The organism is Microbacterium insulae, assembly GCF_042677065.1.
Taxonomy (GTDB): Bacteria; Actinomycetota; Actinomycetes; order Actinomycetales; family Microbacteriaceae; genus Microbacterium; species Microbacterium insulae.
In genome coordinates this window covers 1,218,554-1,238,885 of record NZ_JBHTII010000001.1, presented here as the reverse complement: position 1 = coordinate 1,238,885, position 20,332 = coordinate 1,218,554, and the positions used below count along the sequence as shown (strand labels likewise).

The window sequence follows — 20,332 nt, the reverse complement described above, 5'->3', positions numbered from 1 at the left end:
GAGACCAGCATGACCATCGTCGAAGAAGGCGTCTCGAGCGTCTACGCCGCCCCCGGGCAGCGCGGCTCGATCGCCGACTACCGCCCCCGCTACGGCCACTACATCGGCGGCGAGTGGGTCGACCCGATCAAGGGCCAGTACTTCGAGAACATCTCTCCGGTCAACGGCAAGCCGTTCACCGAGGTCGGACGCGGCACCGTCGAAGACATCGATCGTGCCGTGGATGTCGCGTGGCGCGCGTTCGATTCGTGGAAGCGCACCACCCCGGCCGAGCGTGCCGTCATCCTCAACAGGATCGCCGACCGCATCGAGGAGAACCTCGAGAGGATCGCCGTGGCCGAGACGTGGGAGAACGGCAAGCCCGTCCGCGAGACGCTGGCGGCCGACATCCCGCTCGCCGTCGACCACTTCCGGTACTTCGCGGGGGTGCTGCGCGCGCAGGAGGGCTCGCTCAGCCAGCTCGACGAGGACACCGTCGCCTACCACTTCCACGAGCCGCTCGGCGTCGTCGGGCAGATCATCCCGTGGAACTTCCCGATCCTCATGGCGACGTGGAAGCTCGCCCCGGCGCTCGCCGCGGGCAACTGCGTGGTCCTGAAGCCCGCCGAGCAGACGCCGGCGTCGATCCTGTTCCTGTTCGACATCATCGGCGACCTGCTTCCGGCCGGTGTCGTGAACATCGTCAACGGCTTCGGCATCGAGGCCGGCGCGCCGCTCGCGCAGCACAAGCGGATCCGCAAGGTCGCGTTCACGGGCGAGACCACGACGGGCCGGCTCATCATGCAGTACGCGTCGCAGAACCTCATCCCGGTGACCCTGGAGCTCGGCGGCAAGAGCGCGAACGTGTTCTTCGAGGACGTCGCCCGCGACAACGACGCCTACTACGACAAGGCGCTCGAGGGCTTCACGTTCTTCGCGCTCAACCAGGGCGAGGTCTGCACGTGCCCGTCCCGGGCGCTCATCCAGCGCTCCATCTACGACGGGTTCCTCGGAGACGGACTCGAGCGCGTCTCGAAGATCGTCCAGGGGAACCCTCTCGACCCGGCCACCATGATCGGCGCGCAGGCGTCGAACGACCAGCTCGAGAAGATCTTGTCGTACATCGACATCGGCAAGGCCGGCGGGGCGAAGCTCCTCGCGGGAGGGGAGCGCGTCGACCTCGGCGGCGACCTCAGCGAGGGGTTCTACGTCGCGCCCACGGTCTTCGAGGGCACGAACGATATGCGCATCTTCCAGGAGGAGATCTTCGGCCCGGTCGTCTCGGTGACGAGCTTCGAGGGCTTCGACGACGCGATCTCGATCGCCAACGACACGCTCTACGGTCTCGGCGCGGGTGTGTGGAGCCGTTCGGGCGACACCGCCTACCGCGCCGGACGCGCGATCGAGGCCGGTCGCGTGTGGACGAACACCTACCACCAGTACCCGGCGCACGCCGCGTTCGGTGGGTACAAGCAGTCGGGCATCGGTCGCGAGAACCACCTCAAGATGCTGGACCACTACCAGCAGACGAAGAACCTCCTCGTGTCGTACGCCGAAGGCGCGATGGGCTTCTTCTGAGCCGATGATCGCGAACACGCAACACAGCAGGGTGGCCGTGACGGATGCCGCGGCCGCCCTGCTGCGGCAGCTCACCGCGCAGCACGGCCGGCTGATGTTCCACCAGTCCGGCGGCTGCTGCGACGGCAGCGCACCGATGTGCTATCCCGTGGGGATGTTCCTCACGGGACCGAGCGACGTGCACCTCGGGTCATTGGACGTGGGCCTGGACGACCCGATCGAGGTCTTCATCTCGGAGGCCCAGTTCGAGTACTGGAAGTACACCCACCTCACGATCGACGTCGTGACGGGCCGAGGTGCGGGGTTCAGCGTCGAGGGGCCGACCGGGAACCGTTTCCTCATCCGTTCCCGGATGCTCGACGACGCCGAGCTGGCGGCCTTCGGGATGCGCCCTTGACCGCGGTCAGCGCCAGAAGAGCCCGAAGAACCCGGTGTTGGTGAGGATCCACATCACGACGACCACGCCCGCGATCACGAACGTCACCCACGGGATCCCCTTCTGGAGCCGACGGCCGGGCGCTGCCACCCCGGGCGGCGGCCGCAGACTCTCCGGCGGCGCGACGAAGGGGACGGATGCCGCGTTCCCGCCCGCGCCCGCGGCTGCGGCATCCCTCCCTCCGGCGCCGGTGGGCGGGGTCACCACGAGCCGCTCGTCGCGCCACCGCGCCCACTGCGCCAGCTTGTCGAGGAGCGCGCCGACGACGGAGAACAGCCACGCCCAAGTCGCCGGGTCGAGGGTCGAGAAGTCGCGCTTGGCGTACAGGAAGAGCCAGTCGTCGACGATCTCGACGTCGAGCGCTGCGGCGTTGTCGATGAAGCGCGCCATGATGTCGGGCGTGAACAGGTAGAGCGCGTCGCGTTCGTAACCGGCGGGGCAGTAGAGGGAGAAGTAGCGGTCGAAGTCGCCTTCGAGGCCGAGGCGCTGATCGCGATCGAACGCCTGCGGCAGGTTCGACCCGAACAGCCCGTTGTTCCCCGTCGCGTCGAGGACGATGTGGGGCAGCGGCACGTCGAGCTTGACGGCGACGTAGCCCCAGCGGTGGGTCGTCTTGTTCTTCCCCGAACCGGTCGTGTACCGGTAGTTCGCGAACTCGACGAACCGTGGCCGGTCGCCGCGGACGAGATCCGAGGCCGTGCGCGAGCTCCCGACCTGGAAGATCATCCCCGGCGGGCGGGGGGCGGGCAGCTGCGGCTGGTAGCTCATGCCGTTGGCGCGCGCGAAGCGATCGAGGCGCAGCATCCGCTCGGCGCCGGATCGCCGCGCCGCGACGAACGCGACGATCCCGACGGTGATCACGACGCCGAAGAGCAGGAACGGCGCGACGGCCAGCAGCCCGCCGGCTAATCCGCCGGAACCCGAGCCCGCGATCGCCCCGAAGGCCGAGACGAGCAGCGACACGAACATCGACCCGAACACGGTCAGCACGACGACGCCGACGATGACGGCGACGACGACGCCCGAGCCGCTCAGGGAGCCGGGCAGGCGACCGCTCTGCCGCAGCTGCTGCGCGAACGCGCGCGCCGCACCCGGCTCGACCGGATCCACGAGCGGACGGGCGTCGAACGGAGGGGAAGCGGCGGCCATGGCCACACGCTACCGGGCGAGGTGCGGGCCCGACGTCGGCGATCCCCGGCGAGATCCGGCTCAACTCGGCCGATCCCCACCGGATCCTCGCCGAACTGCCGACATCGTGCACACCGCGCCGCGGGCACAATGGCAGGACGGACTGAGGAGGCGGGCGATGGAGCCGAGGAACCCCGACGATCTCGCGGCGCTGCGCGAGGCATCCGACGTGCTGGCGCTGGATGCCCTGCTGACCCCGCAGGAGCGGGCCACGCGCGACCGCGTGCGGGCGTTCGTGGACGCCGAGATCCGCCCGCACATCGCGGACTGGTTCGACCGCGGGCACTTCCCGGCCGAGCTCGCGCCGGCCTTCGGCGAGCTCGGGGTGCTCGGGATGACGCTCGAGGGGTACGGATGCCCCGGCCGCAGCGCCGTGGAGTACGGGCTGGCCGCGCTCGAGCTCGAGGCCGGCGACTCCGGGCTGCGGACGTTCGTGTCGGTGCAGGGCTCGCTCGCGATGGGGTCGATCCATCGCTGGGGGTCGGAGGAGCAGAAGCGGGAGTGGCTGCCGCGCATGGCCGCGGGCGAGGTGATCGGCGCGTTCGGGCTGACCGAGCCGACGGCCGGGTCCGACCCGTCGAGCATGAAGACGTTCGCGCGCCGCGACGGCTCGGACTGGGTGCTGTCGGGCGCGAAGCGCTGGATCGGCCTGGCGTCGATCGCACAGCTCGTGGTGGTGTGGGCGCAGACCGACGACGGGGTGCGCGGATTCCTCGTGCCCACGGGAGCGCAAGGGTTCGGCATCCGCGTCCTCGAGCCGAAGGGCTCGATGCGGGCGTCGGTCCAGACCGAGCTGACGTTCGACGACGTGAGGCTCCCCGCCGACGCCGTCCTCGAGGGGGTGCGCGGGCTCCGCGGCCCGTTCTCGGCCCTGAATGAGGCCCGGTACGGGATCGTGTGGGGCGCGCTCGGCGCGGGACGCGACAGCTACGAGGCGGCGCTGCGCCACGCGCTGCGGCGCGAGCAGTTCGGACGCCCGATCGCGGGATTCCAGCTCACGCAGCAGAAGCTCGTCGACATGGTCGTCGAACTGCAGAAGGGCGCCCTTCTCGCGCTGCACATCGGCCGGGCGAAGGATGCCGGCACCCTGCGCCCCGAGCAGGTGTCGCTCGGGAAGCTGAACAACGTGCGGGAGGCGATCGCTATCGCGCGGGAGGCGAGGACGATCCTCGGCGGGGACGGCGTGCTGCTCGAGCACTCGCCGATCCGGCACGCCGCGAACCTCGAGTCGGTGCGCACCTACGAGGGCACGGACGAGGTGCACACGCTCGTCCTCGGCCAGCACCTCACGGGGATCGGCGCGTTCCGGTGACCGTGCTTTCTCCCGCGGGTCGCCGCCGCAGTTCGGCGAGGATCGCCTGCCGCACCCAGGCCTCGTAGGCGTCCCGCGACATGCCGGACTGCGCGACGAGCTGCTGGAAGCTCTCGGGTGAGAGCAGGAACGAGACGACGGCGGCCGCGGCGGCGCGATCCGTGACCGCTTCGGCATACCCGCGCGCGATGAGCTGGTCCACGAGGAGGAGATAGTCGGCACGCCGTCGTGTGAGCATCGCCTGGAGCGCGTCGTCGACGACGGGGTCGGATGACGCGGCCCCCAGGAGCACGGTCCAGAGGGCGTGACCGCGCGCGTTGGCGTCGCTGATCCCGGCGATCACGGCATCGAGGAACTCGTCGTCGGGAAGCTCCATGACCCCCGCCGCGGCCTCGGTGTCGCGCAGCGACTCCGCCCCGGCGACGCCGGAGAACGTGACCTCGAACGCGGCGATCAGCAGCTCCGCTTTGGACAGCGTTCCCTTGACGGTTTCCGTGGAGACGCCTGCCTCGCGACCGATCGCCACGAGCGTCGTGGCCTGGTAGCCCTGGGTGGCGAAGAGCACCGCCGCCGCCTCGATCACCCTGCGGCGGGTCTGCTGCGCCTGCGCCACGCGCAGCTCGGATCGATACGCACGCGGCGCCACCGAAGATTCCACTATTGACTACCCCCACGGTGTGGTGAATACTTTGACGGTATACCCAATTCTACCGAAGGGCCGCACCGTGTCCAGCTACGTCATCACCTCCACCCCCGCGCACGGCCACCTCGTGCCGCTGCTCCAGGTCGCGAGTCACCTCGTGGCCCGCGGCGATCGCGTGCGCTTCCTCACGAGCGGCCGGTACTCGGAAGAGGTGCGCGCCAGCGGCGCCGAGTTCCTCCCGCTGCCCGCGGGCGGCGATGTCGATCTCGACCACGCCGACGAGGCGTTTCCGCAGCGGCAGGGGCTCGCAGGTCCCGCCGCGATCCGGTACGACATGCGCCACCTCTTCCTCGCGCCCGCCGCAGTGCAGCTCCGAGCGCTGCGCGCCGCAATCGACGCGGCTCCGACCGATGCCGTGCTGACCGAGCCGCTGTTCTTCGGTGCCACGCTTCTCCAGAGGCGGCCGCGCGGCGAGCGACCGCCGATCGTCGCGCTCGGGATCTTCCCGCTGGGCGTCAAGAGCCGCGACACCGCGCCGTTCGGTCTGGGAATCACGCCCCTGGGCGGGCCGATCGGGCGCGTGCGCAACGCCGCCCTCTCCTTTGCCGCGGAGCGGTTCGTCTTCGGCGAGGTGCAGCGTGAAGCGGATGAGCTCAGCGTGCGCGAGGTCGGGACGTCGCTCGGTGGCTTCCTGCTGGACTGGCCGAGCAGGACGGATGCCGTCGTGCAGTTCTCCGTCGAGGGGTTCGAGTATCCGCGACGCGATCTTCCCCGCAGCGTGCATTTCGTGGGCGCTCTTCCGGCGCCCACGGATCGGACGCCCTCGCTGCCCGACTGGTGGGCGGACCTCGACGGCGGACGCCCGGTCGTCCACGTCACGCAGGGCACGATCGCCAACTCGGACTTCGCCCAGCTCGTCCTCCCGACGGTCGAGGCGCTCGACGGATCCGATGCGCTCGTCGTCGTGTCGACGGGTGGTCGTGCCCGCGACGCCCTCCCGTCGTCGCTCCCGGACAACGTTCGCGTCGCGGAGTATCTGCCGTACTCGCACCTCCTGCCCCGCACGTCGGTTCTCGTCACGAACGGAGGATTCGGCGGCGTGCAGCAGGCACTCGCCCACGGCGTTCCGATCGTGGTCGCGGGTCAGACCGAGGACAAGGTCGAAGTGTCCGCGCGCGTCGCGTGGTCGGGAGCCGGGATCAGCCTGAAGACGAACCGGCCCACCGCCCACGCGGTTCGTACGGCCGTGCAGCGCGTCCTGCGCGACGACTCGTTTCGGAGGGCGGCGCAGTCGCTCGCGCGCGAGTACGCCGCCGCGCCCGGGCTCGCGGGACTCGACCGCGTTCTCGGCCAGCTCGCGCCCGAACAGACCCGATTGGGCCGCTGACGGGGCGTCCGGTACCATAGGAGGGTTGTCCGCACGCGCCCCTGCGCGCACTTGGCGGACGACGTGCCACACACCCTCCTGCTGTCGGGAAATGCCCGGCAGCCGTTCAAGTCCGAAGGAGGTGGGTTAGTGACGCACCAGTACGAACTCATGGTCATCCTGAACCCGGAGATCGATGAGCGCCAGGTCGCCCCGAACCTCGACAAGTTCCTGAAGGTCATCACCAACGATGGTGGCTCGATCGACAACGTCGACATCTGGGGTCGCCGCCGTCTCGCCTACGAGATCCAGAAGAAGACCGAGGGCGTCTACGCCGTCGTCAACTTCACCGCGACGAGCGAGGCCACCCAGGAGCTCGACCGCCAGCTGAACCTCAGCGAGCTGGTCATGCGCACCAAGGTCCTCCGTGCCGAAGAGGCGATCGCCATGATCGCGTCCGAGAAGCAGCGCGCCGACGAGAAGGCTGCCCGCAAGGCCGCCCGTCCCGCCAAGCCCGCCAAGCAGGACGCGTAACGACGATGGCCGGCGAGACGATCATCACCGTCGTGGGCAACCTCACGGCTGATCCCGAACTGCGCTACACGCAGAACGGGCTCCCCGTCGCGAACTTCACGATCGCGTCGACGCCGCGCAACTACGACCGCCAGACCAACGAGTGGAAGGACGGCGAAGCGCTGTTCCTCCGCGCGAGCGTGTGGCGCGAGTTCGCCGAGCACGTCGCCGGCTCGCTGACGAAGGGCTCCCGCGTCATCGCGACCGGTCGCCTGAAGCAGCGCTCCTACGAGACGCGCGAGGGCGAGAAGCGCACCGCGATCGAGCTCGAGGTCGACGAGATCGGCCCCTCGCTGCGCTACGCGACCGCACAGGTCACGCGCGCAGCCGGCGGCGGTCAGTCCCGCGGCGGTCAGGCGCAGGTCGCGGACGAGCCGTGGTCCACGCCCGGCTCGGCGAACGCCGGCGGCAACGCCGGCGGCGGAGACGCCTGGGCAGCCCCCGGCGCCTACGGCGACGACACGCCGTTTTGACGCGGTGCGGATCAATGCGGCGCAGCCGCGTTGATGCGTGACGGGTCAAGGTTGAGTAGCCCGCGCAGCGGGCGTATCGAAACCTCATCTTCCCGGAAGCCTCGTGCCGAGGCATCCCCTCTCTTCAGGTAAGGAAACACCATGGCTGGAAAGGCAACCGGCGACCGCCGGAAGCCGCGGAAGGGCGCGAAGAACGCCGCCCCCGCGAAGGCGATCCGTGTCGGCGTCATCGACTACAAGGACGTCGCCACTCTCCGCAAGTTCATCTCGGAGCGCGGCAAGATCCGCGCCCGTCGTATCACCGGTGTCTCGGTGCAGGAGCAGCGTCTGATCGCGAAGGCGATCAAGAACGCGCGCGAGATGGCGCTCCTGCCCTACGCCGGCGCTGGCCGCTAAGGAGCACCGCAATGGCAAAGCTGATTCTCACGAATGAGGTCGCCGGGCTCGGTAGCGCCGGTGACGTGGTCGAGGTCAAGAACGGGTACGCCCGCAACTACCTCATCCCCCAGGGCTTCGCGGTGGCGTGGACCCGTGGCGGCGAGAAGCAGGTGGCGTCGATCCGCGCCGCTCGCGAGTCCCGCGCGATCCACGACCACGAAGAGGCCGTGGCCCTCAAGGACGCCCTCGAGGCGAACAAGGTCCGCCTGGCCGTGAAGGCCGGCGCCGAGGGCCGCCTGTTCGGCTCGGTGAAGACCGAGGCCGTCGCCGACGCCGTCAAGGCCGCCGGCCTGGGCGAGCTCGACAAGCGCAAGATCCACATCACCTCTCCGATCAAGTCGGTGGGCGAGCACGAGGCGACGGTCCGCCTTCGCGACGACCTCACCGCCGTGATCACCCTGCAGGTGGTCGCCGCGAAGTAGGCGCGGGGTCTCCAGACCTGGCGCGCGAACGCACGACGGATGCCGCGGACCTTCGGGTTCGCGGCATCCGTCGTCTTGTCTTGTGTTGGCGTCGAGTTCGCACGCTCTCGTCGAGAAGCCACGTCGCTCACGTCTACATCGTGTGCTTTCGGCGGGATGCTGCGATCTCGACGGCGTGAAGAGGGGGCGGATGCCGCGAGTCCCCCGGGTCGCGACACCCGCCCGGTCGCAACGCCCGACGTGCGCGGGACGACCGATCCAGGCATGGCGGCCGCCCCGCGCACGTCGGGCGAGGTGGTGGACGGGAGGGCCGCTGGGGACGACCCTCCCGCCGCGCTCGGCGACCGGCCGGCGTCGCTCTGGGGGCGACGCCGGGCCGGGGCCTTTACGCCGAGCGCCGCCGCGCCATGAGCGCCATCGCGCCCGCTGAGAGCAGCACCATGCTCAGCAGGAGCACGGGAAGCGCGCTCATCCCTCCCGTCGCGGCGAGTTCGGTGGCGCCGGCGATCGAGCCGATGACCTCGGCGTCACTGGATGCCGGGTCCTCGGTGGTGCCGGGATCCGTCGGATCGCCCGGCTCGGTCGGACCGACGGGGTCGGTCGGGTCGGTCGGGTCGGTCGGGTCGGTCGGGTCGGTCGGGTCGGCCGGATCCGTCGGGTCCGTCGGGCCGGCCGGGGACAGCGCGGTGCTGTCGCCGATCACCGACACCGCGTTGCCGCCGAGGGTGACCGGGGCGGCGATGGGCGCGACGATCTGCGTGCCGCCCAGGACCGAATCGTTCCCGTCGGTCGAGGCGCCGTCGGTGCCGGTCCCTCCGGTGCCGGGTGCGGTGCCGCCGGTGCTCGCGCCCTCGGTGGTGCTGTCACCGAGGACCGAGATGGCGTTCCCGCCGAGGGTGATCGGAGCCTGCACCGGGGCGACGACCTGCGTCCCTCCGGCGATGGAATCGGCTCCGTCGGTCTCGGCAGCCGGGGTGGACCCTCCGCCCGCGGTGCCCGGCATGGTCTCGGCTCCGGTGCTCTCGCTGTCGCCCACGACCGACACGGCGTTGCCGCCAAGCGTGACGGGAGCCTGCACCGGGGCGAGCACCTGCGTGCCGCCGAGGACCGAGTCGTTTCCGTCGGTCATTCCCGCGGGCATGGCCGATCCGGTGCCGGGTGCGGTGCCGCCGGTGCTCGCGCCCTCGGTGGTGCTGTCACCGAGGACCGAGATGGCGTTCCCGCCGAGGGTGATCGGAGCCTGCACCGGGGCGACGACCTGCGTCCCTCCGGCGATGGAATCGGCTCCGTCGGTCTCGGCAGCCGGGGCGGACCCTCCGCCCGCGGTGCCCGGCATGGTCTCGGCTCCGGTGCTCTCGCTGTCGCCCACGACCGACACGGCGTTGCCGCTCGCCGTGATCGGCACGTTCACCGAGACGATGCCCTGCGTGCCGGACAGCAGCCCGTCGGACCCCGAGGTCGACCCCGAGGGCGAAGTGCCGCCCGTGCTCGGCGGTGCGGTCGCAGCATCCCCCTGTGAGCTGTCGCCCACGACAGACACCGCGTTGCCCGAAACCGTGACCGGTGCGGACACCGTCACGAGGGCTTGCGTGCCGGACGCGGTGCCGTCCGAACCGCTGGTGGACGCCGTCGGCGCAACGGGCGCGGTCGCCGGCGCGGATGCCGCGGCCTGCTCGCTGCGAGAGTCTCCGAGGACCGAGATCGACGTGCCGCTCACGGTGATCGGGAGGTGGACGTCGAGGACGGCCTGGGTGCCCGAGAGCAGCCCGTCGTCCCCGTCCGTCTCGGCCGCCTGGGCGACCGTTGCGCCGAGCAGCGTGATGCCGCCGGCCAGGAGCGTGCCCAAGAGGGCTCGCTTGACGAAAGTACGCATGATGTTCCCCTTGATCGACTGATGGATGTCGCGGCGCGCGAGGGAGCGCCGCCGTGCTCGTCTGCCGCGCGCGAGGGCGGCCGGAGCGGGATCAGTCGGGGGAGACGTCGGTGGATGCTGCGGGCGCCGGAGGCGCGTTCTCGTCCTGCGGACCGGCACGACGCACCCAGGCACGGTGAGCGACGAGCGGGCCGAGGGCGACGAGCGCCCAGGCGCCGGAACCCGCACCGGCGGGTCCCGAGGTGGTGGCGGACAGCGGGCAGAGCCCTCCCGCCGGAGTCAAGGGGCCGCGTGGCTCAGCGGCCGCGACGGCAGCGGACGACGTGACGCCGACCGTGGCCGCCGCGCGCCCGAGGGCTGCGAGCGACGGGCCGGTTCGGGATGCTGCGCGCGCCGTGGTGGCCGCGGGAGCGTCCGCGGAGCCGGCGGGGAGGACCACGTCGAGGGCGGGCAGCGGGTGGCCCTCGACGGGAATCAGCGGGACGGGAATGACCGGGAGGGCAGGCAGGGGTACGAACGGAGCCGAGAGGTCGGCACCCGCGTCGGACACCGCGCCGACCACGCCGGCGAGCGTCTCGTCGACGGTCCCCCCGATGCGGGAGACCGCGTCGTCGAGGCCGACCTTCGTGATCACCTCGCCGACGACGGGGATCTCTGTCACCGCCTCGACGACGGGCTCGGCGACGGCCCGCACAGCGCCGTCGGAGACGACCTCTGTCACGGGCTTCGTCGTGGTCGTGACGACCTCGCCGACGGTGTGGACGGCGTCGCGCACGGGCTGCTGCACGGGGGTCGGAGCAACAGCCACGACCGTCTCGACGGTTTCGGTCACCGTGTCGGTGACGGTTTCGGTCACGGCGGTCACCGCGCCGGTCGCGGTGTCGGCGGTCTTGTCGACCACCGAGCTCACGGCACCCCACAGGCTGTCATCGCCGCCGTCATCGCCGTGCGCGTGGCCGGAGCCGATGCCGAGCAGCAGCGAGAGGACGATCCAGGCGAACGCGGTTCCGGCCCCGACAAGGGCCAGTCGCCAGATCCTCGACACAGACAGCGAGGCTGAGATCTCCACGTTCACCTCCCACGACGAATAACGCCACGCGATTCGACTGAAACGCGCTGAGGGTGCCTGGATCAGCCACGTTAGCCGTGTCGAGACGCCCTGTCCAGAGGTTCTTCGAAGAACTTCGCAACATGGACAGCCTGTCCCATGCGTCGGACTTGTGCACAGGCATGCGCTCTCCGCGCAACCTTCAACGGTCACTTCAACCACATCCCACTCCACAGGATGTGGAATCGAAAGGACCAGGTCAGGGGCTAAAAAAACCTTGACGTGGTCATGGAGAGACGAACTTGTCCACAGGTGTTGTTCACAGGTCTCTCGGCGTTTCTCGCAGGCTTTCCACACAGTTATCCACAGGTCGTGTTGCGGACCGCCAGGGCCATCCTTACCGTGGGGTTCGGCCCAATCGGGCGAGTTGTCACCGCTGTCGCAGCGAGGCGATGTCGGTGGCTCGTGGTCCTCTGGACCATGTCAGCGGAGCTTCTGCCCAGGCATCCGCTTCCGCTCGTCACCATGCCGATGGCCGCACCGCCCTAGCCCTGGCCGAATGCACTTCTGGAGGATCCCGTACCTATGTCGATCGCCGACATCTCCGAAGAGCGCATGGGCCCGCGGCGCGAGTTCGAGCGCACGCCCCCGCACGATCTCCTCGCCGAGCAGAGCGCCCTGGGGGGCATGCTGCTCTCGAAGGATGCGGTCGCCGACGTCATCGAGACCCTCCGTGGCGTCGACTTCTATATCCCGAAGCACGAGCTGATCTTCGAGGCGATCCTCACGCTCTACTCGCACGGCGAGCCGACCGACGTCGTGGCTGTGACCGACGAGCTCATCAAGACGGGCGAGCTGCAGCGCGCGGGTGGCGCCGACTACCTGCACACGCTGACCTCGATCGTGCCGACGGCGGCGAACGCCGGGTACTACGCGTCGATCGTCTCGGAGCGGGCGCTGCTGCGTCGCCTCGTCGACGCCGGCACGCGCATCGTGCAGATGGGTTACTCGGGTCAGGGCGAGGCCCTCGACCTCGTGAACAACGCGCAGGCCGAGATCTACTCCGTCACCGGCGCCGAGGCCGCCGAGGACTACGTGCCGCTCACGATCGCCGTCGACGCGGCAGTGGAGGAGATCGAGGCGGCCCGGGGCCGCGACGGCCAGATGACCGGCATCCCGACCGGCTTCTCGGGTCTCGACCAGCTCACCAACGGGCTCCACCCCGGTCAGATGATCATCATCGCGGCGCGGCCCGCGATGGGTAAGTCGACGCTCGCGCTCGACTTCGCGCGCGCGGCGGCGATCAAGCACGATATGCCCACGATCTTCTTCTCGCTCGAGATGGGGCGCAGCGAGATCGCGATGCGCCTGATGAGCGCCGAGGGGTCCATCCCGCTGCAGGCGATGCGAAAGGGCACCCTCGACTCGCGGGACTGGACGACGATCGCCGCGACGCGCGGCCGCATCAACGACGCGCCCCTTTACATCGACGACAGCCCGAACATGACGCTGGTCGAGATCCGCGCGAAGTGCCGCCGACTCAAGCAGCGCGCGGGACTCAAGATGGTCGTGATCGACTACCTGCAGCTCATGACCTCGGGCAAGCGCGTCGAGTCGCGTCAGCAGGAGGTGTCGGAGTTCTCCCGTGCGCTCAAGCTCCTCGCGAAGGAGCTCGGGGTTCCGGTCATCGCGCTGTCGCAGCTGAACCGTGGTCCCGAGCAGCGCGCCGACAAGAAGCCGGCGCTGTCCGACCTGCGTGAGTCGGGCTCGATCGAGCAGGACGCCGACATGGTGGTGCTGCTGCACCGCGAGGCCGCGTATGAGAAGGAGAGCCCCCGCGCCGGCGAGGCCGACTTGATCGTGGCGAAGCACCGCAACGGTCCGACCGACACGATCACGGTCGCGTTCCAGGGTCACTTCTCGCGCTTCACCGACATGGCCCCAGGCGGCGATTTCGCGTAGTCGTCGGACCCCGGTGGACTTTCGTCAACCCCGATACCCACCGGTCTCCTCTGCGAGTACGGGCGGTGCAGCTCGCATGGTCCTCGAGGACCGGCCGGGGTCAGTTCGCCGTCGTGGGCTGGCTGACCCCGGTCGGTGTGCGCGGACTCACCGAGCGCCGGCCTCGGCGGGCTCCATGGCTGCGCTGCGGCTTGCGGTGGCGATCACGTCGGCGACGGTGTCGGCCTGCGTGATGAACAGGGCGTGGCTGCCGGGCACATTGGTGATGTCGGCGCCGATGCGGGTCGCCATGTGCTGCAGCATCGCCTGGTCGAACGCCTTGTCCTCCGTGGCGATGACCGCCCAGCTCGGCTTGTCACGCCACGCGGCCGCAGTGACGGCTTCGCCGAACACCGACATGTTCACCGGAACCTGGCTGTCGGCCAGGAACGCCGCGTCGGCCTCGTCGACGTCGGCGGCGAAGCCGCCGCGGAACGCGTCGCGGTTGAGATAGCCGAAGCCGTCCTCGGTGACGTCGATGACGAACTCCGGCGTCGGAGCGAAGCCCTCGTACTGCTGACCGCTGGTCTCGCCGACATCGGGGATCAGCGCGGACACGTAGACCAGGCCGGCGACGTTCGGATGCACCCCGGCCTCGGTGATCACCGTGCCACCCCACGAGTGGCCGACGAGGATCGCCGGACCGTCCTGCAGGTCCAGGACTCGCCTGGTGGCCGCGACGTCGTCGGCGAACGAGGTCAGCGGGTTCTGCACGATCGACACGGCATAGCCGCGCGCGGTGAGCAGGTCGTAGACCCGGCGCCAGCCGGATCCGTCCGCGAAGGCCCCGTGGACGAGGACGACGTTCTTGATTTCAGGCATCTCATTCCCTCCCGATAGTTACCTCAGCGACACTATTTAGTGTCTTACAGGACAGTAACAGACGAGTTGACGATTGAATTCCTCGATGTCGACGGAATGCAGGAATCCGTGCACGCGCTTTCGAGAAGATGCGGGCTCAGCGGTGCGGGGACGACGCGAGGCTCACGGAGGTCGGGTCGCCGCAGCGGGTGTCGCTCCTTGCGCGTCGCGACGAAGGGGCGTGTTCGCTCAGGCGCTGGGGTTCCACGCGGCTCGCTCGAGGTCGACGCGCGGATCGTCGGTGTCCTCGTGGAGCGGTGTCGCTTCCTCTCGGAGGCGCGCGCGGGCATCGTGGACCGCGCCGGGATAGGGGCGTCCCTCTGCGCTGACGACGCGCCACCAGGGGATCTCGTGTCCCCCGTGATACAGGACCCGGGCCACGGCGCGGGCGCCCGTGCGCGCTTCGCGCGCCACCGCGCCATATGTCATGACACGGCCGGCGGGTATCGATTGGACGATCTGGACGACTCGGTCCGTGAGTTCGCTCACGAGAGGCCACCTCCCTGGTCGACGACCGGGTCGTGCTCGATGTCGGCTTGGAGCGTGAAGTCTGCCGGCGGCGAGAGGGTGCCGTTTGCCTGCACGGTGACGAAGTGCCGGCCCGGGTAGTAGGTGCGGGTCGTGATCGGGCGGAACGAGTGCGTCTTGCGCACCACAACGCTCTCCCTGGGCGCGAGTCGACGGGTGGCGAGTTTGAAGGTCTTGGGCCGAACGTCACCGTTGGCCCGCAGGAACCCGATGGAGTAGTCGATCGCGACGGCCGCGGCGTCGCTGCCGTCGTTGGTCACCACTGCCGCGAACTCGAGCACACCGCCCGGCGCGACGTTCGGCGCGGAGAGGGTGGGACGGCTCACTCGCAGACTGTTCCCCGTGTAGCCGAGGAGCGCGAGTGCTTCGGGATCTGCTCTCTTGATGAGAGTTCGCAGGCCGTGCCTGAGTACCCATGGCGTGTGTTCGTCGGACTCCGCATGCCAGGTCTGGGCAATCTGGGCGACCAGGGCTGGGTCGACGCGGCTGAGGTCGTTGAGGTGATTGGCGACCGATCGCCGCACGTACTCGGCGGGATCGCGGTAGAGCGCGTTGACGATGCCTCGAGTGGCGTCCGGCTGCGTGATCAGCCAGGGAACGCGTTTGGCCCAGGGGAGGTATGCGCGTGATCCTTCCGTTGCGAGGCGCCGTACATGTTCGTTCTCGTGGCCGGTCCAGGTGCGCATGATGCCTAGGCCGCGTTCGGGTCGCGCGTTCAGAAGGTCGCGGACCGCGAACTCGCTGCTGAGCGGGATTGTGAGCTGCGCGAGGACGTCCATCGCAGCGTCGAAGTCGTCCGTCGATCCGCTCGCGATCGCGCGTGCAGCGACGAACTCGCTGACCGGCCAGATCATCCAACCGGCGAACTGCGGCGCCGTCAGGACGTCTCGGACCACGCTTGCAGCGGCGCCGAAACCGGACGGGATGTCCTCGAGGAGTGCGTCGCGAACGACATCCACTCGATCACGCAACCGCCGTCCTGGGACGAGGTTCTCAGCCTCTTCGAGCGCCGACAGCTTCAGGCCCGGCGCCACCGACATCAGGGAGCAGCGCAGCCTGCCCACCACGGCGGGATCGAGCAGCTCGTCCATCGTCCCCACGACACCACCTCCCCCTGACATCGACCAGACAGCTCAACACAGCCACTTTAATGTCCTATCGGACAGTATCACGTTCACGGTCCGCAGGCGACATCACGGTCGAGATACTGTCTCAGAGAGCACTATCGGTAGGATGAGGTCATGGAGAACAGCGCCACGGGACACAGCTCGCGATCGTTGCACGCCAGCGACTTCCCCTACCGGTCGGAGCTGCTCGCGAATCTCAGTGCCCTGATCCTCCTGTGGGACTCGCCCGCCATCCAGGGCGAGATTCTCGCCAAGAGCGGCGAGTCGATCGATCAGCCCTCCCATGCCACGCTGCGACACCTTCTTGCGTGGGGGCCGATGCGACCCAGCGCCCTCTCCGAGGTGCTGGCCACCGGAGCGTCCTACGTGAGCAAGATCGTACGGCGGCTCGAAGCGGACGGACTCGTCGAGCGCAAGACCGACCCGACCGACCGCCGCGCGACTCTGATCAGCCTCACCGAGGCCGGCGAGGAAGCAGCACGCGGGGTCTACGCCCTCGGCGACCGGATGATCGCCGAAGTGCTCGAGGGATGGTCTGCGGCCGACGTCCGCCGGTACACCGCGCTCACCGAGAGATTCGTGAAAGACGCGATCGCGTCTGCCGACCGGATGCTCGAGCGAGGGCTCCTGCCCGCCGAGTCCTGAGCCGGGATCGCTGCACTTCCACAACACAGCGAGAGAGGCTGCCTCCAACCGGAGGCAGCCTCTCTCGTGCCCGCAGTCAGACAGCAACCGGGGCGAAATCCAACTCGGCGATCTTGCCATCCTCGTCGAGGTGGAACTGGTACTCCAGGTCCACGACACCTCCCGGAAAGTCGCCCTCGAGCCGGTATGACGCGCCCACCATTCCATCGACCTCGCGGCCGCCGAGGAACGTGAGCGTCGTGGAGAAGAGATTGATCGTCTCCCGCGTCCACCCACTGATCTCTTCCAGTCCCCGATGGGTGTGTCCCTCATCGGTGACCACCGCGTCCTCCGCGAACAGGGCCTCGACCTTGTCCGCGTCGCCCGACTGCCACCCATCGACGAATCCGCGCACAGCGGCCGGCAGGTCTTCGTTCTTCAGTTCCTTGCTCATTGCGTGTCCCTTCTTCGACGAGGAATCTCGTGCATTCGATTGAGAAGACGCTCCTGCGAGTGACGAGATCGTACCCATCGATCACAGATACCGTCCTGCAGGACAGTATCATAAATACTGTCTTGCGGGACACTATGCAGCGACGCCCGATGTCGACTCACACGCTCGCTTCGAGGACTCTGAAGCGCAGGTGCGTCTCGCTCGCGAACGCGGAGGTCTCGAGCCGTTCGAGATCGACGCGCATCCCGAGTCCGCCGAAGAGCGAGATTCCTTCGCCGAGAAGCACCGGAACGACGTCGAGGTGGATCTCGTCGACGAGTCCGAGCTGCAGGCACTGACGCCCGATGCTCCCGCCCAGCAGGCTCACCCACTTCCCGCCCGCTGCACGCTTCGCAGACTCGACCGCCTCGGCGATGTCGTCGACGACGAAGGTGTACGTGATCCCGTCGCGCTCGACGGGCGGGGCCGGCGTGTGCGTCATGAGGAAGACGGGGGCATTCACGATCCCGCCGTAGGGGATTCCGTCATCCTCGATCGTGCGGGTCGAGTTCGCCCCACCCACCACCGCGCCGATGTTGGCGCAGACCCGATCCACGACCTCCTGATCCTCAGGTGCTGAAGGAACGTCGAACATCCAATCCACCTCGCCGTTCGGCCCGGCGAGGAATCCGTCGAGGGTCAGCGTCGCGTGGACGAAGACGAGGCTCATGGTTGCACCTTCGATTCGGCTGTAGTGGTGAGTCGGCTGACTCACCTGAGCCTTCACGGTACGTGAGGCGACAAAGGTGAGTCAAGCGACTCACCACATGCGATACTGGATCGGTGACCCGGGAGACCTCCGCCTACCACCGCGGTGTCGCGGCGGCGAACCGCGCCCTGATCCTCGAGGCTGCTGCCGCACTCTTCCTCAAATCCGGATACGACCGCACCTCGCTCGCAAAGGTCGCCGAGGCCGCGGGTGTGTCGAAGGCGACGCTGTTCAAGCAGTTCCCCACCAAGGCGTCGCTGTTCGAGGCGACGGTGCTCGCCGCGGGCGCCACCACCGACGGCGAGTTCGAGGCGCCTGCGCCGGGTGACTTCCGCGCGGGATTGGTCGCCGTGGGGTTGGCGTACGCCGACATCCTCCGTCGCCCGCGCATCGAAGAACTGCTGCGGACGATCATCGCGGAGGCGCCTCGCTTCCCCGAGCTGCGCGAGCGCACCTTCGACTTCGGCACGCTGCCGGTTCTGCGCACCCTCCACCGCTATCTCATCAGTGAGACCGAGGCGGAGGCCGCTCGGGTAGACGACCCCGACGCGGCAGCCGCGCAGTTCCTGGGGATGATCGCCACGGTCGTCTTCTGGCCCCGCTTGGTCCACGGCAACTGGTCGCTCTCCGAAGACGATGTTCGCCACGTGGTCGAGGACGCCGCCGAGACGATGGTGGCGCGGTACGCGCGTACGCACGAAGCGAGAGGACTCGCGGGCGGCTGAACAATCGTGCAGAATGCTGAACATGCGTTCAGCCCTTCCACCCGCACCCACGACTCCGGGCACCGAAGCGTCGTTCGAGACCGGCGACCTGTCGGCGTCCGGCCGGATCGTGCGGGCCGCGCTCGGCCGCTTCGCGACGCGCGGCATCTCGGGAACCACGGTCCGCGACATCGCCGCGGACGCGGGGGTGAGCCCGGCCCTCGTGATCCACCACTTCGGGAGCAAAGAGGAGCTGCGGCGCGAGTGCGACCGCCGAGTCATCGCCTTTCTGCGTGCCAAGAGCCAGTCCCGCCCCGGACAAGTGCTGGACGCGACCTTCTCGCGCTTCGGCGCGTACGCCGCCCGTATGCTGACCGAGGACTCCCCCGAATCCCGGAGCCTGTTCGACGAGCTCGTGGCGGTGGCGCGCATGGTCGTCGACCACGCGGCCGAGGACGGCTCGCTGCGCGCATCATCCGACCCCGACGCGCAGGCCGTCGCGCTCGTCGTGCTCGGACTGGCGCCCTTCGCGTTCACGGCCAGCCTCGCACACTGGGCGAACGACGACGCCGAGGCCGCGATGCGACGACTCGCCGTCCCGATCGCCGAGATCTACACCACCGGGCTCCTGCGCGACCGCGCGGTGCTCGAAGCCGCCCGCGCGACGGAGGCGTCAGGCGCATGAGGATCCTGCTGGCCACCGCCGGGTCGAGGGGGGATGTCGAGCCCTTCGTCGCCCTCGGGGAGCGCGCGCGAGCGGCCGGGCACGACGTGCGGCTCGTCGCTCCCGACAACTCCGGTGCCGACACCGGCGAGCTGGACGTGGCGAGCATGGGAGTCGACTACAGTGCGCTCATCGAAGCGCAGGGCGTGTCGATCGCGGCCGCGATACGCAACTACCGGACGGTCGTGCGGCCGCTGATGCGTTCGGTCATCGTCGAGGGCGCGCGGGCCGCCTTTGAGTACCGGCCCGACGTGATCGTCTGGCACCCGAAGGTGCTCTCCGCGCCGATCGTCGCCGACGCGCTCGGAATTCCTCACGCGCTGGTCGAGATCGTCCCCGCGCTCACGCCGACCCGCGCGTTTCCCGCCGCCGGCACCGTCCCCGGGAGTCTCGGCCCTCTCAACAGGCTGACCTATCGGGCTGCCGCAGCTGCGGAGTCGATGTTCCGTCAGGACCTCGCCGAAGCGCGGTCGCTCGTCGGTGGCCGCCGCGGACGGGTGTCGCAGCCCGCCGCGACGCTCATGCCGATCAGTCCCGCGATCCTGCGGAGGCCCGACGACTGGCCGTCGACCGTGCACCTGACCGGCCGGTGGGCACGCGAATCCGGCGGCGATGCGAGCGACACGGGCGACCCCGCGCTCGAGGCCTTCCTCGAGGGCGGACCCTACCTCTACGCCGGGTTCGGCTCGATGGCGACGACCGGAGCCGAGAGGCGAGGGCGCGCGGTCGTCGCAGCCGCCCGCGCCCGCGGACTCCGCGCCGTCATCGCCCTCGGCCTCGGCGGCATCGTCGTGCCGCGCGACCTCCACGGTGACGACCTCTTCGTCGCGGACTTCGTCCCGCACTCCCGGGTCCTGCCGGGCGCGACGGCCGCCGTACATCACGGCGGCATCGGCACCGTGCAGGCCGCGACCGCGGCGGGGACGCCGTCGATCATCGTGCCGTTCATCGCCGACCAGCCGTTCTGGGGTGCGCGCCTTCATGACGCCGGCCTCGCCCCGGCGCCCATCCGTCAGCGCGCGCTCTCGGCATCCCGACTCGGAGCGGCATTGGCCGACGCGGACCTCTGCCGCCCTCGGGTGACCGAGGCAGCGCGCGCGATGGCGGAGGAGGACGGCACGAACACCGCCTTGTCGGTGCTCACGTCGCTGCGTTGATCCCGGATCGGATCTCATCAGGCCTTGCAGCATACATCGAATAACGATAGATTTACATCGTTCTTCGAGAAGGAG

General features: G+C 69.3%; 22 protein-coding genes. 13 read left to right on the top strand and 9 right to left on the bottom strand.

What is annotated here, in order from left to right; translation table 11 throughout:
- The first annotated feature begins 9 nt into the window (after positions 1 to 9).
- Together exaC and ACFQ0P_RS05915 are read left to right on the top strand one after the other, a co-directional pair.
- Entirely contained in the window at positions 10 to 1,557 is a 1,548-nt protein-coding gene (exaC, locus tag ACFQ0P_RS05920; protein ID WP_204981182.1) for an acetaldehyde dehydrogenase ExaC, read from the top strand.
- A 4-nt stretch (positions 1,558 to 1,561) separates the two neighbouring features.
- Positions 1,562 to 1,954, top strand: a complete 393-nt coding sequence (locus ACFQ0P_RS05915; protein WP_204981181.1) for a DUF779 domain-containing protein — start codon at positions 1,562 to 1,564, stop codon at positions 1,952 to 1,954.
- Positions 1,955 to 1,960: 6 nt separating this feature from the next.
- On the opposite strand, the gene ACFQ0P_RS05910 is transcribed toward ACFQ0P_RS05915, so the two are convergent.
- Complete coding sequence (locus tag ACFQ0P_RS05910) at positions 1,961 to 3,142, bottom strand: hypothetical protein (RefSeq protein ID WP_204981180.1); 1,182 nt, start codon at positions 3,140 to 3,142, stop codon at positions 1,961 to 1,963.
- A 157-nt stretch (positions 3,143 to 3,299) separates the two neighbouring features.
- Between ACFQ0P_RS05910 and ACFQ0P_RS05905 the strand changes: the two genes are divergently transcribed.
- Positions 3,300 to 4,493, top strand: coding sequence for an acyl-CoA dehydrogenase family protein (locus ACFQ0P_RS05905; RefSeq protein WP_204981179.1), 1,194 nt, complete (start codon positions 3,300 to 3,302; stop codon positions 4,491 to 4,493).
- Here ACFQ0P_RS05905 and ACFQ0P_RS05900 read toward each other — a convergent pair.
- Positions 4,468 to 5,139, bottom strand: coding sequence for a TetR/AcrR family transcriptional regulator (locus tag ACFQ0P_RS05900; RefSeq protein ID WP_378771617.1), 672 nt, complete (start codon positions 5,137 to 5,139; stop codon positions 4,468 to 4,470). The two genes, ACFQ0P_RS05905 and ACFQ0P_RS05900, sit on opposite strands and share 26 nt — an antisense overlap.
- Positions 5,140 to 5,218: 79 nt before the next feature.
- Here ACFQ0P_RS05900 and ACFQ0P_RS05895 point away from each other — a divergent pair, with 79 nt between their 5' ends.
- The 5 genes from ACFQ0P_RS05895 (at position 5,219) to rplI (ending at position 8,408) form a co-directional block, all read left to right on the top strand.
- Positions 5,219 to 6,523 carry a glycosyltransferase gene (locus ACFQ0P_RS05895; protein WP_204981178.1) on the top strand — a complete coding sequence of 435 codons (1,305 nt, stop codon included), beginning with the start codon at positions 5,219 to 5,221 and terminating at the stop codon, positions 6,521 to 6,523.
- A 129-nt stretch (positions 6,524 to 6,652) separates the two neighbouring features.
- Complete coding sequence (rpsF, locus tag ACFQ0P_RS05890; protein ID WP_204981177.1) at positions 6,653 to 7,036, top strand: 30S ribosomal protein S6; 384 nt, start codon at positions 6,653 to 6,655, stop codon at positions 7,034 to 7,036.
- Between the two features lie 5 nt (positions 7,037 to 7,041).
- Positions 7,042 to 7,548 carry a single-stranded DNA-binding protein gene (locus ACFQ0P_RS05885; protein WP_204981176.1) on the top strand — a complete coding sequence of 169 codons (507 nt, stop codon included), beginning with the start codon at positions 7,042 to 7,044 and terminating at the stop codon, positions 7,546 to 7,548.
- 141 nt (positions 7,549 to 7,689) lie between these two features.
- Positions 7,690 to 7,944 (top strand): 30S ribosomal protein S18, encoded by a 255-nt coding sequence (gene rpsR / locus ACFQ0P_RS05880; protein ID WP_005054609.1) that lies wholly within the window; start codon positions 7,690 to 7,692, stop codon positions 7,942 to 7,944.
- A gap of 11 nt (positions 7,945 to 7,955) precedes the next feature.
- On the top strand, positions 7,956 to 8,408 hold the full coding sequence (gene rplI, locus ACFQ0P_RS05875; protein ID WP_204981175.1) for a 50S ribosomal protein L9: 453 nt from the start codon (positions 7,956 to 7,958) through the stop codon (positions 8,406 to 8,408).
- 385 nt (positions 8,409 to 8,793) lie between these two features.
- Here rplI and ACFQ0P_RS05870 read toward each other — a convergent pair whose 3' ends face one another.
- Both ACFQ0P_RS05870 and ACFQ0P_RS05865 read right to left on the bottom strand, forming a co-directional pair.
- A complete protein-coding gene (locus ACFQ0P_RS05870) occupies positions 8,794 to 10,281 on the bottom strand; it encodes a chaplin family protein (protein ID WP_204981174.1) in 1,488 nt (495 codons plus the stop codon).
- 91 nt (positions 10,282 to 10,372) lie between these two features.
- Positions 10,373 to 11,350, bottom strand: coding sequence for a hypothetical protein (locus tag ACFQ0P_RS05865; RefSeq protein ID WP_378771613.1), 978 nt, complete (start codon positions 11,348 to 11,350; stop codon positions 10,373 to 10,375).
- Positions 11,351 to 11,914: 564 nt separating this feature from the next.
- On the opposite strand from ACFQ0P_RS05865, the gene dnaB reads away from it, so the two are divergent.
- Complete coding sequence (dnaB, locus tag ACFQ0P_RS05860; RefSeq protein ID WP_204981173.1) at positions 11,915 to 13,291, top strand: replicative DNA helicase; 1,377 nt, start codon at positions 11,915 to 11,917, stop codon at positions 13,289 to 13,291.
- Between the two features lie 147 nt (positions 13,292 to 13,438).
- Here the strand turns inward: dnaB and ACFQ0P_RS05855 are convergent, their stop codons facing one another.
- From ACFQ0P_RS05855 to ACFQ0P_RS05845, 3 genes are all read right to left on the bottom strand, one after another.
- On the bottom strand, positions 13,439 to 14,152 hold the full coding sequence (locus tag ACFQ0P_RS05855; RefSeq protein WP_204981172.1) for an alpha/beta fold hydrolase: 714 nt from the start codon (positions 14,150 to 14,152) through the stop codon (positions 13,439 to 13,441).
- A 228-nt stretch (positions 14,153 to 14,380) separates the two neighbouring features.
- The gene (locus tag ACFQ0P_RS05850) at positions 14,381 to 14,680 is read right to left on the bottom strand and encodes an MGMT family protein (protein ID WP_204981171.1); all 300 of its coding nucleotides are present in this window, start codon (positions 14,678 to 14,680) and stop codon (positions 14,381 to 14,383) included.
- On the bottom strand, positions 14,677 to 15,810 hold the full coding sequence (locus ACFQ0P_RS05845; RefSeq protein WP_378772362.1) for a DNA alkylation repair protein: 1,134 nt from the start codon (positions 15,808 to 15,810) through the stop codon (positions 14,677 to 14,679). The genes ACFQ0P_RS05850 and ACFQ0P_RS05845 overlap by 4 nt, the downstream gene beginning before the upstream one ends.
- A 150-nt stretch (positions 15,811 to 15,960) precedes the next feature.
- On the opposite strand from ACFQ0P_RS05845, the gene ACFQ0P_RS05840 reads away from it, so the two are divergent.
- Positions 15,961 to 16,491 (top strand): MarR family winged helix-turn-helix transcriptional regulator, encoded by a 531-nt coding sequence (locus ACFQ0P_RS05840; RefSeq protein ID WP_204981169.1) that lies wholly within the window; start codon positions 15,961 to 15,963, stop codon positions 16,489 to 16,491.
- A 76-nt stretch (positions 16,492 to 16,567) separates the two neighbouring features.
- On the opposite strand, the gene ACFQ0P_RS05835 is transcribed toward ACFQ0P_RS05840, so the two are convergent.
- Together ACFQ0P_RS05835 and ACFQ0P_RS05830 are read right to left on the bottom strand one after the other, a co-directional pair.
- Positions 16,568 to 16,924 (bottom strand): nuclear transport factor 2 family protein, encoded by a 357-nt coding sequence (locus ACFQ0P_RS05835; RefSeq protein ID WP_204981168.1) that lies wholly within the window; start codon positions 16,922 to 16,924, stop codon positions 16,568 to 16,570.
- Between the two features lie 157 nt (positions 16,925 to 17,081).
- Positions 17,082 to 17,633, bottom strand: a complete 552-nt coding sequence (locus ACFQ0P_RS05830) for a dihydrofolate reductase family protein (protein ID WP_204981167.1) — start codon at positions 17,631 to 17,633, stop codon at positions 17,082 to 17,084.
- A gap of 113 nt (positions 17,634 to 17,746) precedes the next feature.
- Here ACFQ0P_RS05830 and ACFQ0P_RS05825 point away from each other — a divergent pair, with 113 nt between their 5' ends.
- The 3 genes from ACFQ0P_RS05825 to ACFQ0P_RS05815 are packed head-to-tail and all read left to right on the top strand — an operon-like array spanning position 17,747 to position 20,257.
- On the top strand, positions 17,747 to 18,397 hold the full coding sequence (locus ACFQ0P_RS05825; RefSeq protein WP_204981166.1) for a TetR/AcrR family transcriptional regulator: 651 nt from the start codon (positions 17,747 to 17,749) through the stop codon (positions 18,395 to 18,397).
- A 22-nt stretch (positions 18,398 to 18,419) separates the two neighbouring features.
- A complete protein-coding gene (locus tag ACFQ0P_RS05820) occupies positions 18,420 to 19,061 on the top strand; it encodes a TetR/AcrR family transcriptional regulator (protein WP_204981165.1) in 642 nt (213 codons plus the stop codon).
- On the top strand, positions 19,058 to 20,257 hold the full coding sequence (locus ACFQ0P_RS05815; protein ID WP_204981164.1) for a glycosyltransferase: 1,200 nt from the start codon (positions 19,058 to 19,060) through the stop codon (positions 20,255 to 20,257). The genes ACFQ0P_RS05820 and ACFQ0P_RS05815 overlap by 4 nt, the downstream gene beginning before the upstream one ends.
- The last annotated feature ends 75 nt before the right edge of the window (positions 20,258 to 20,332 follow it).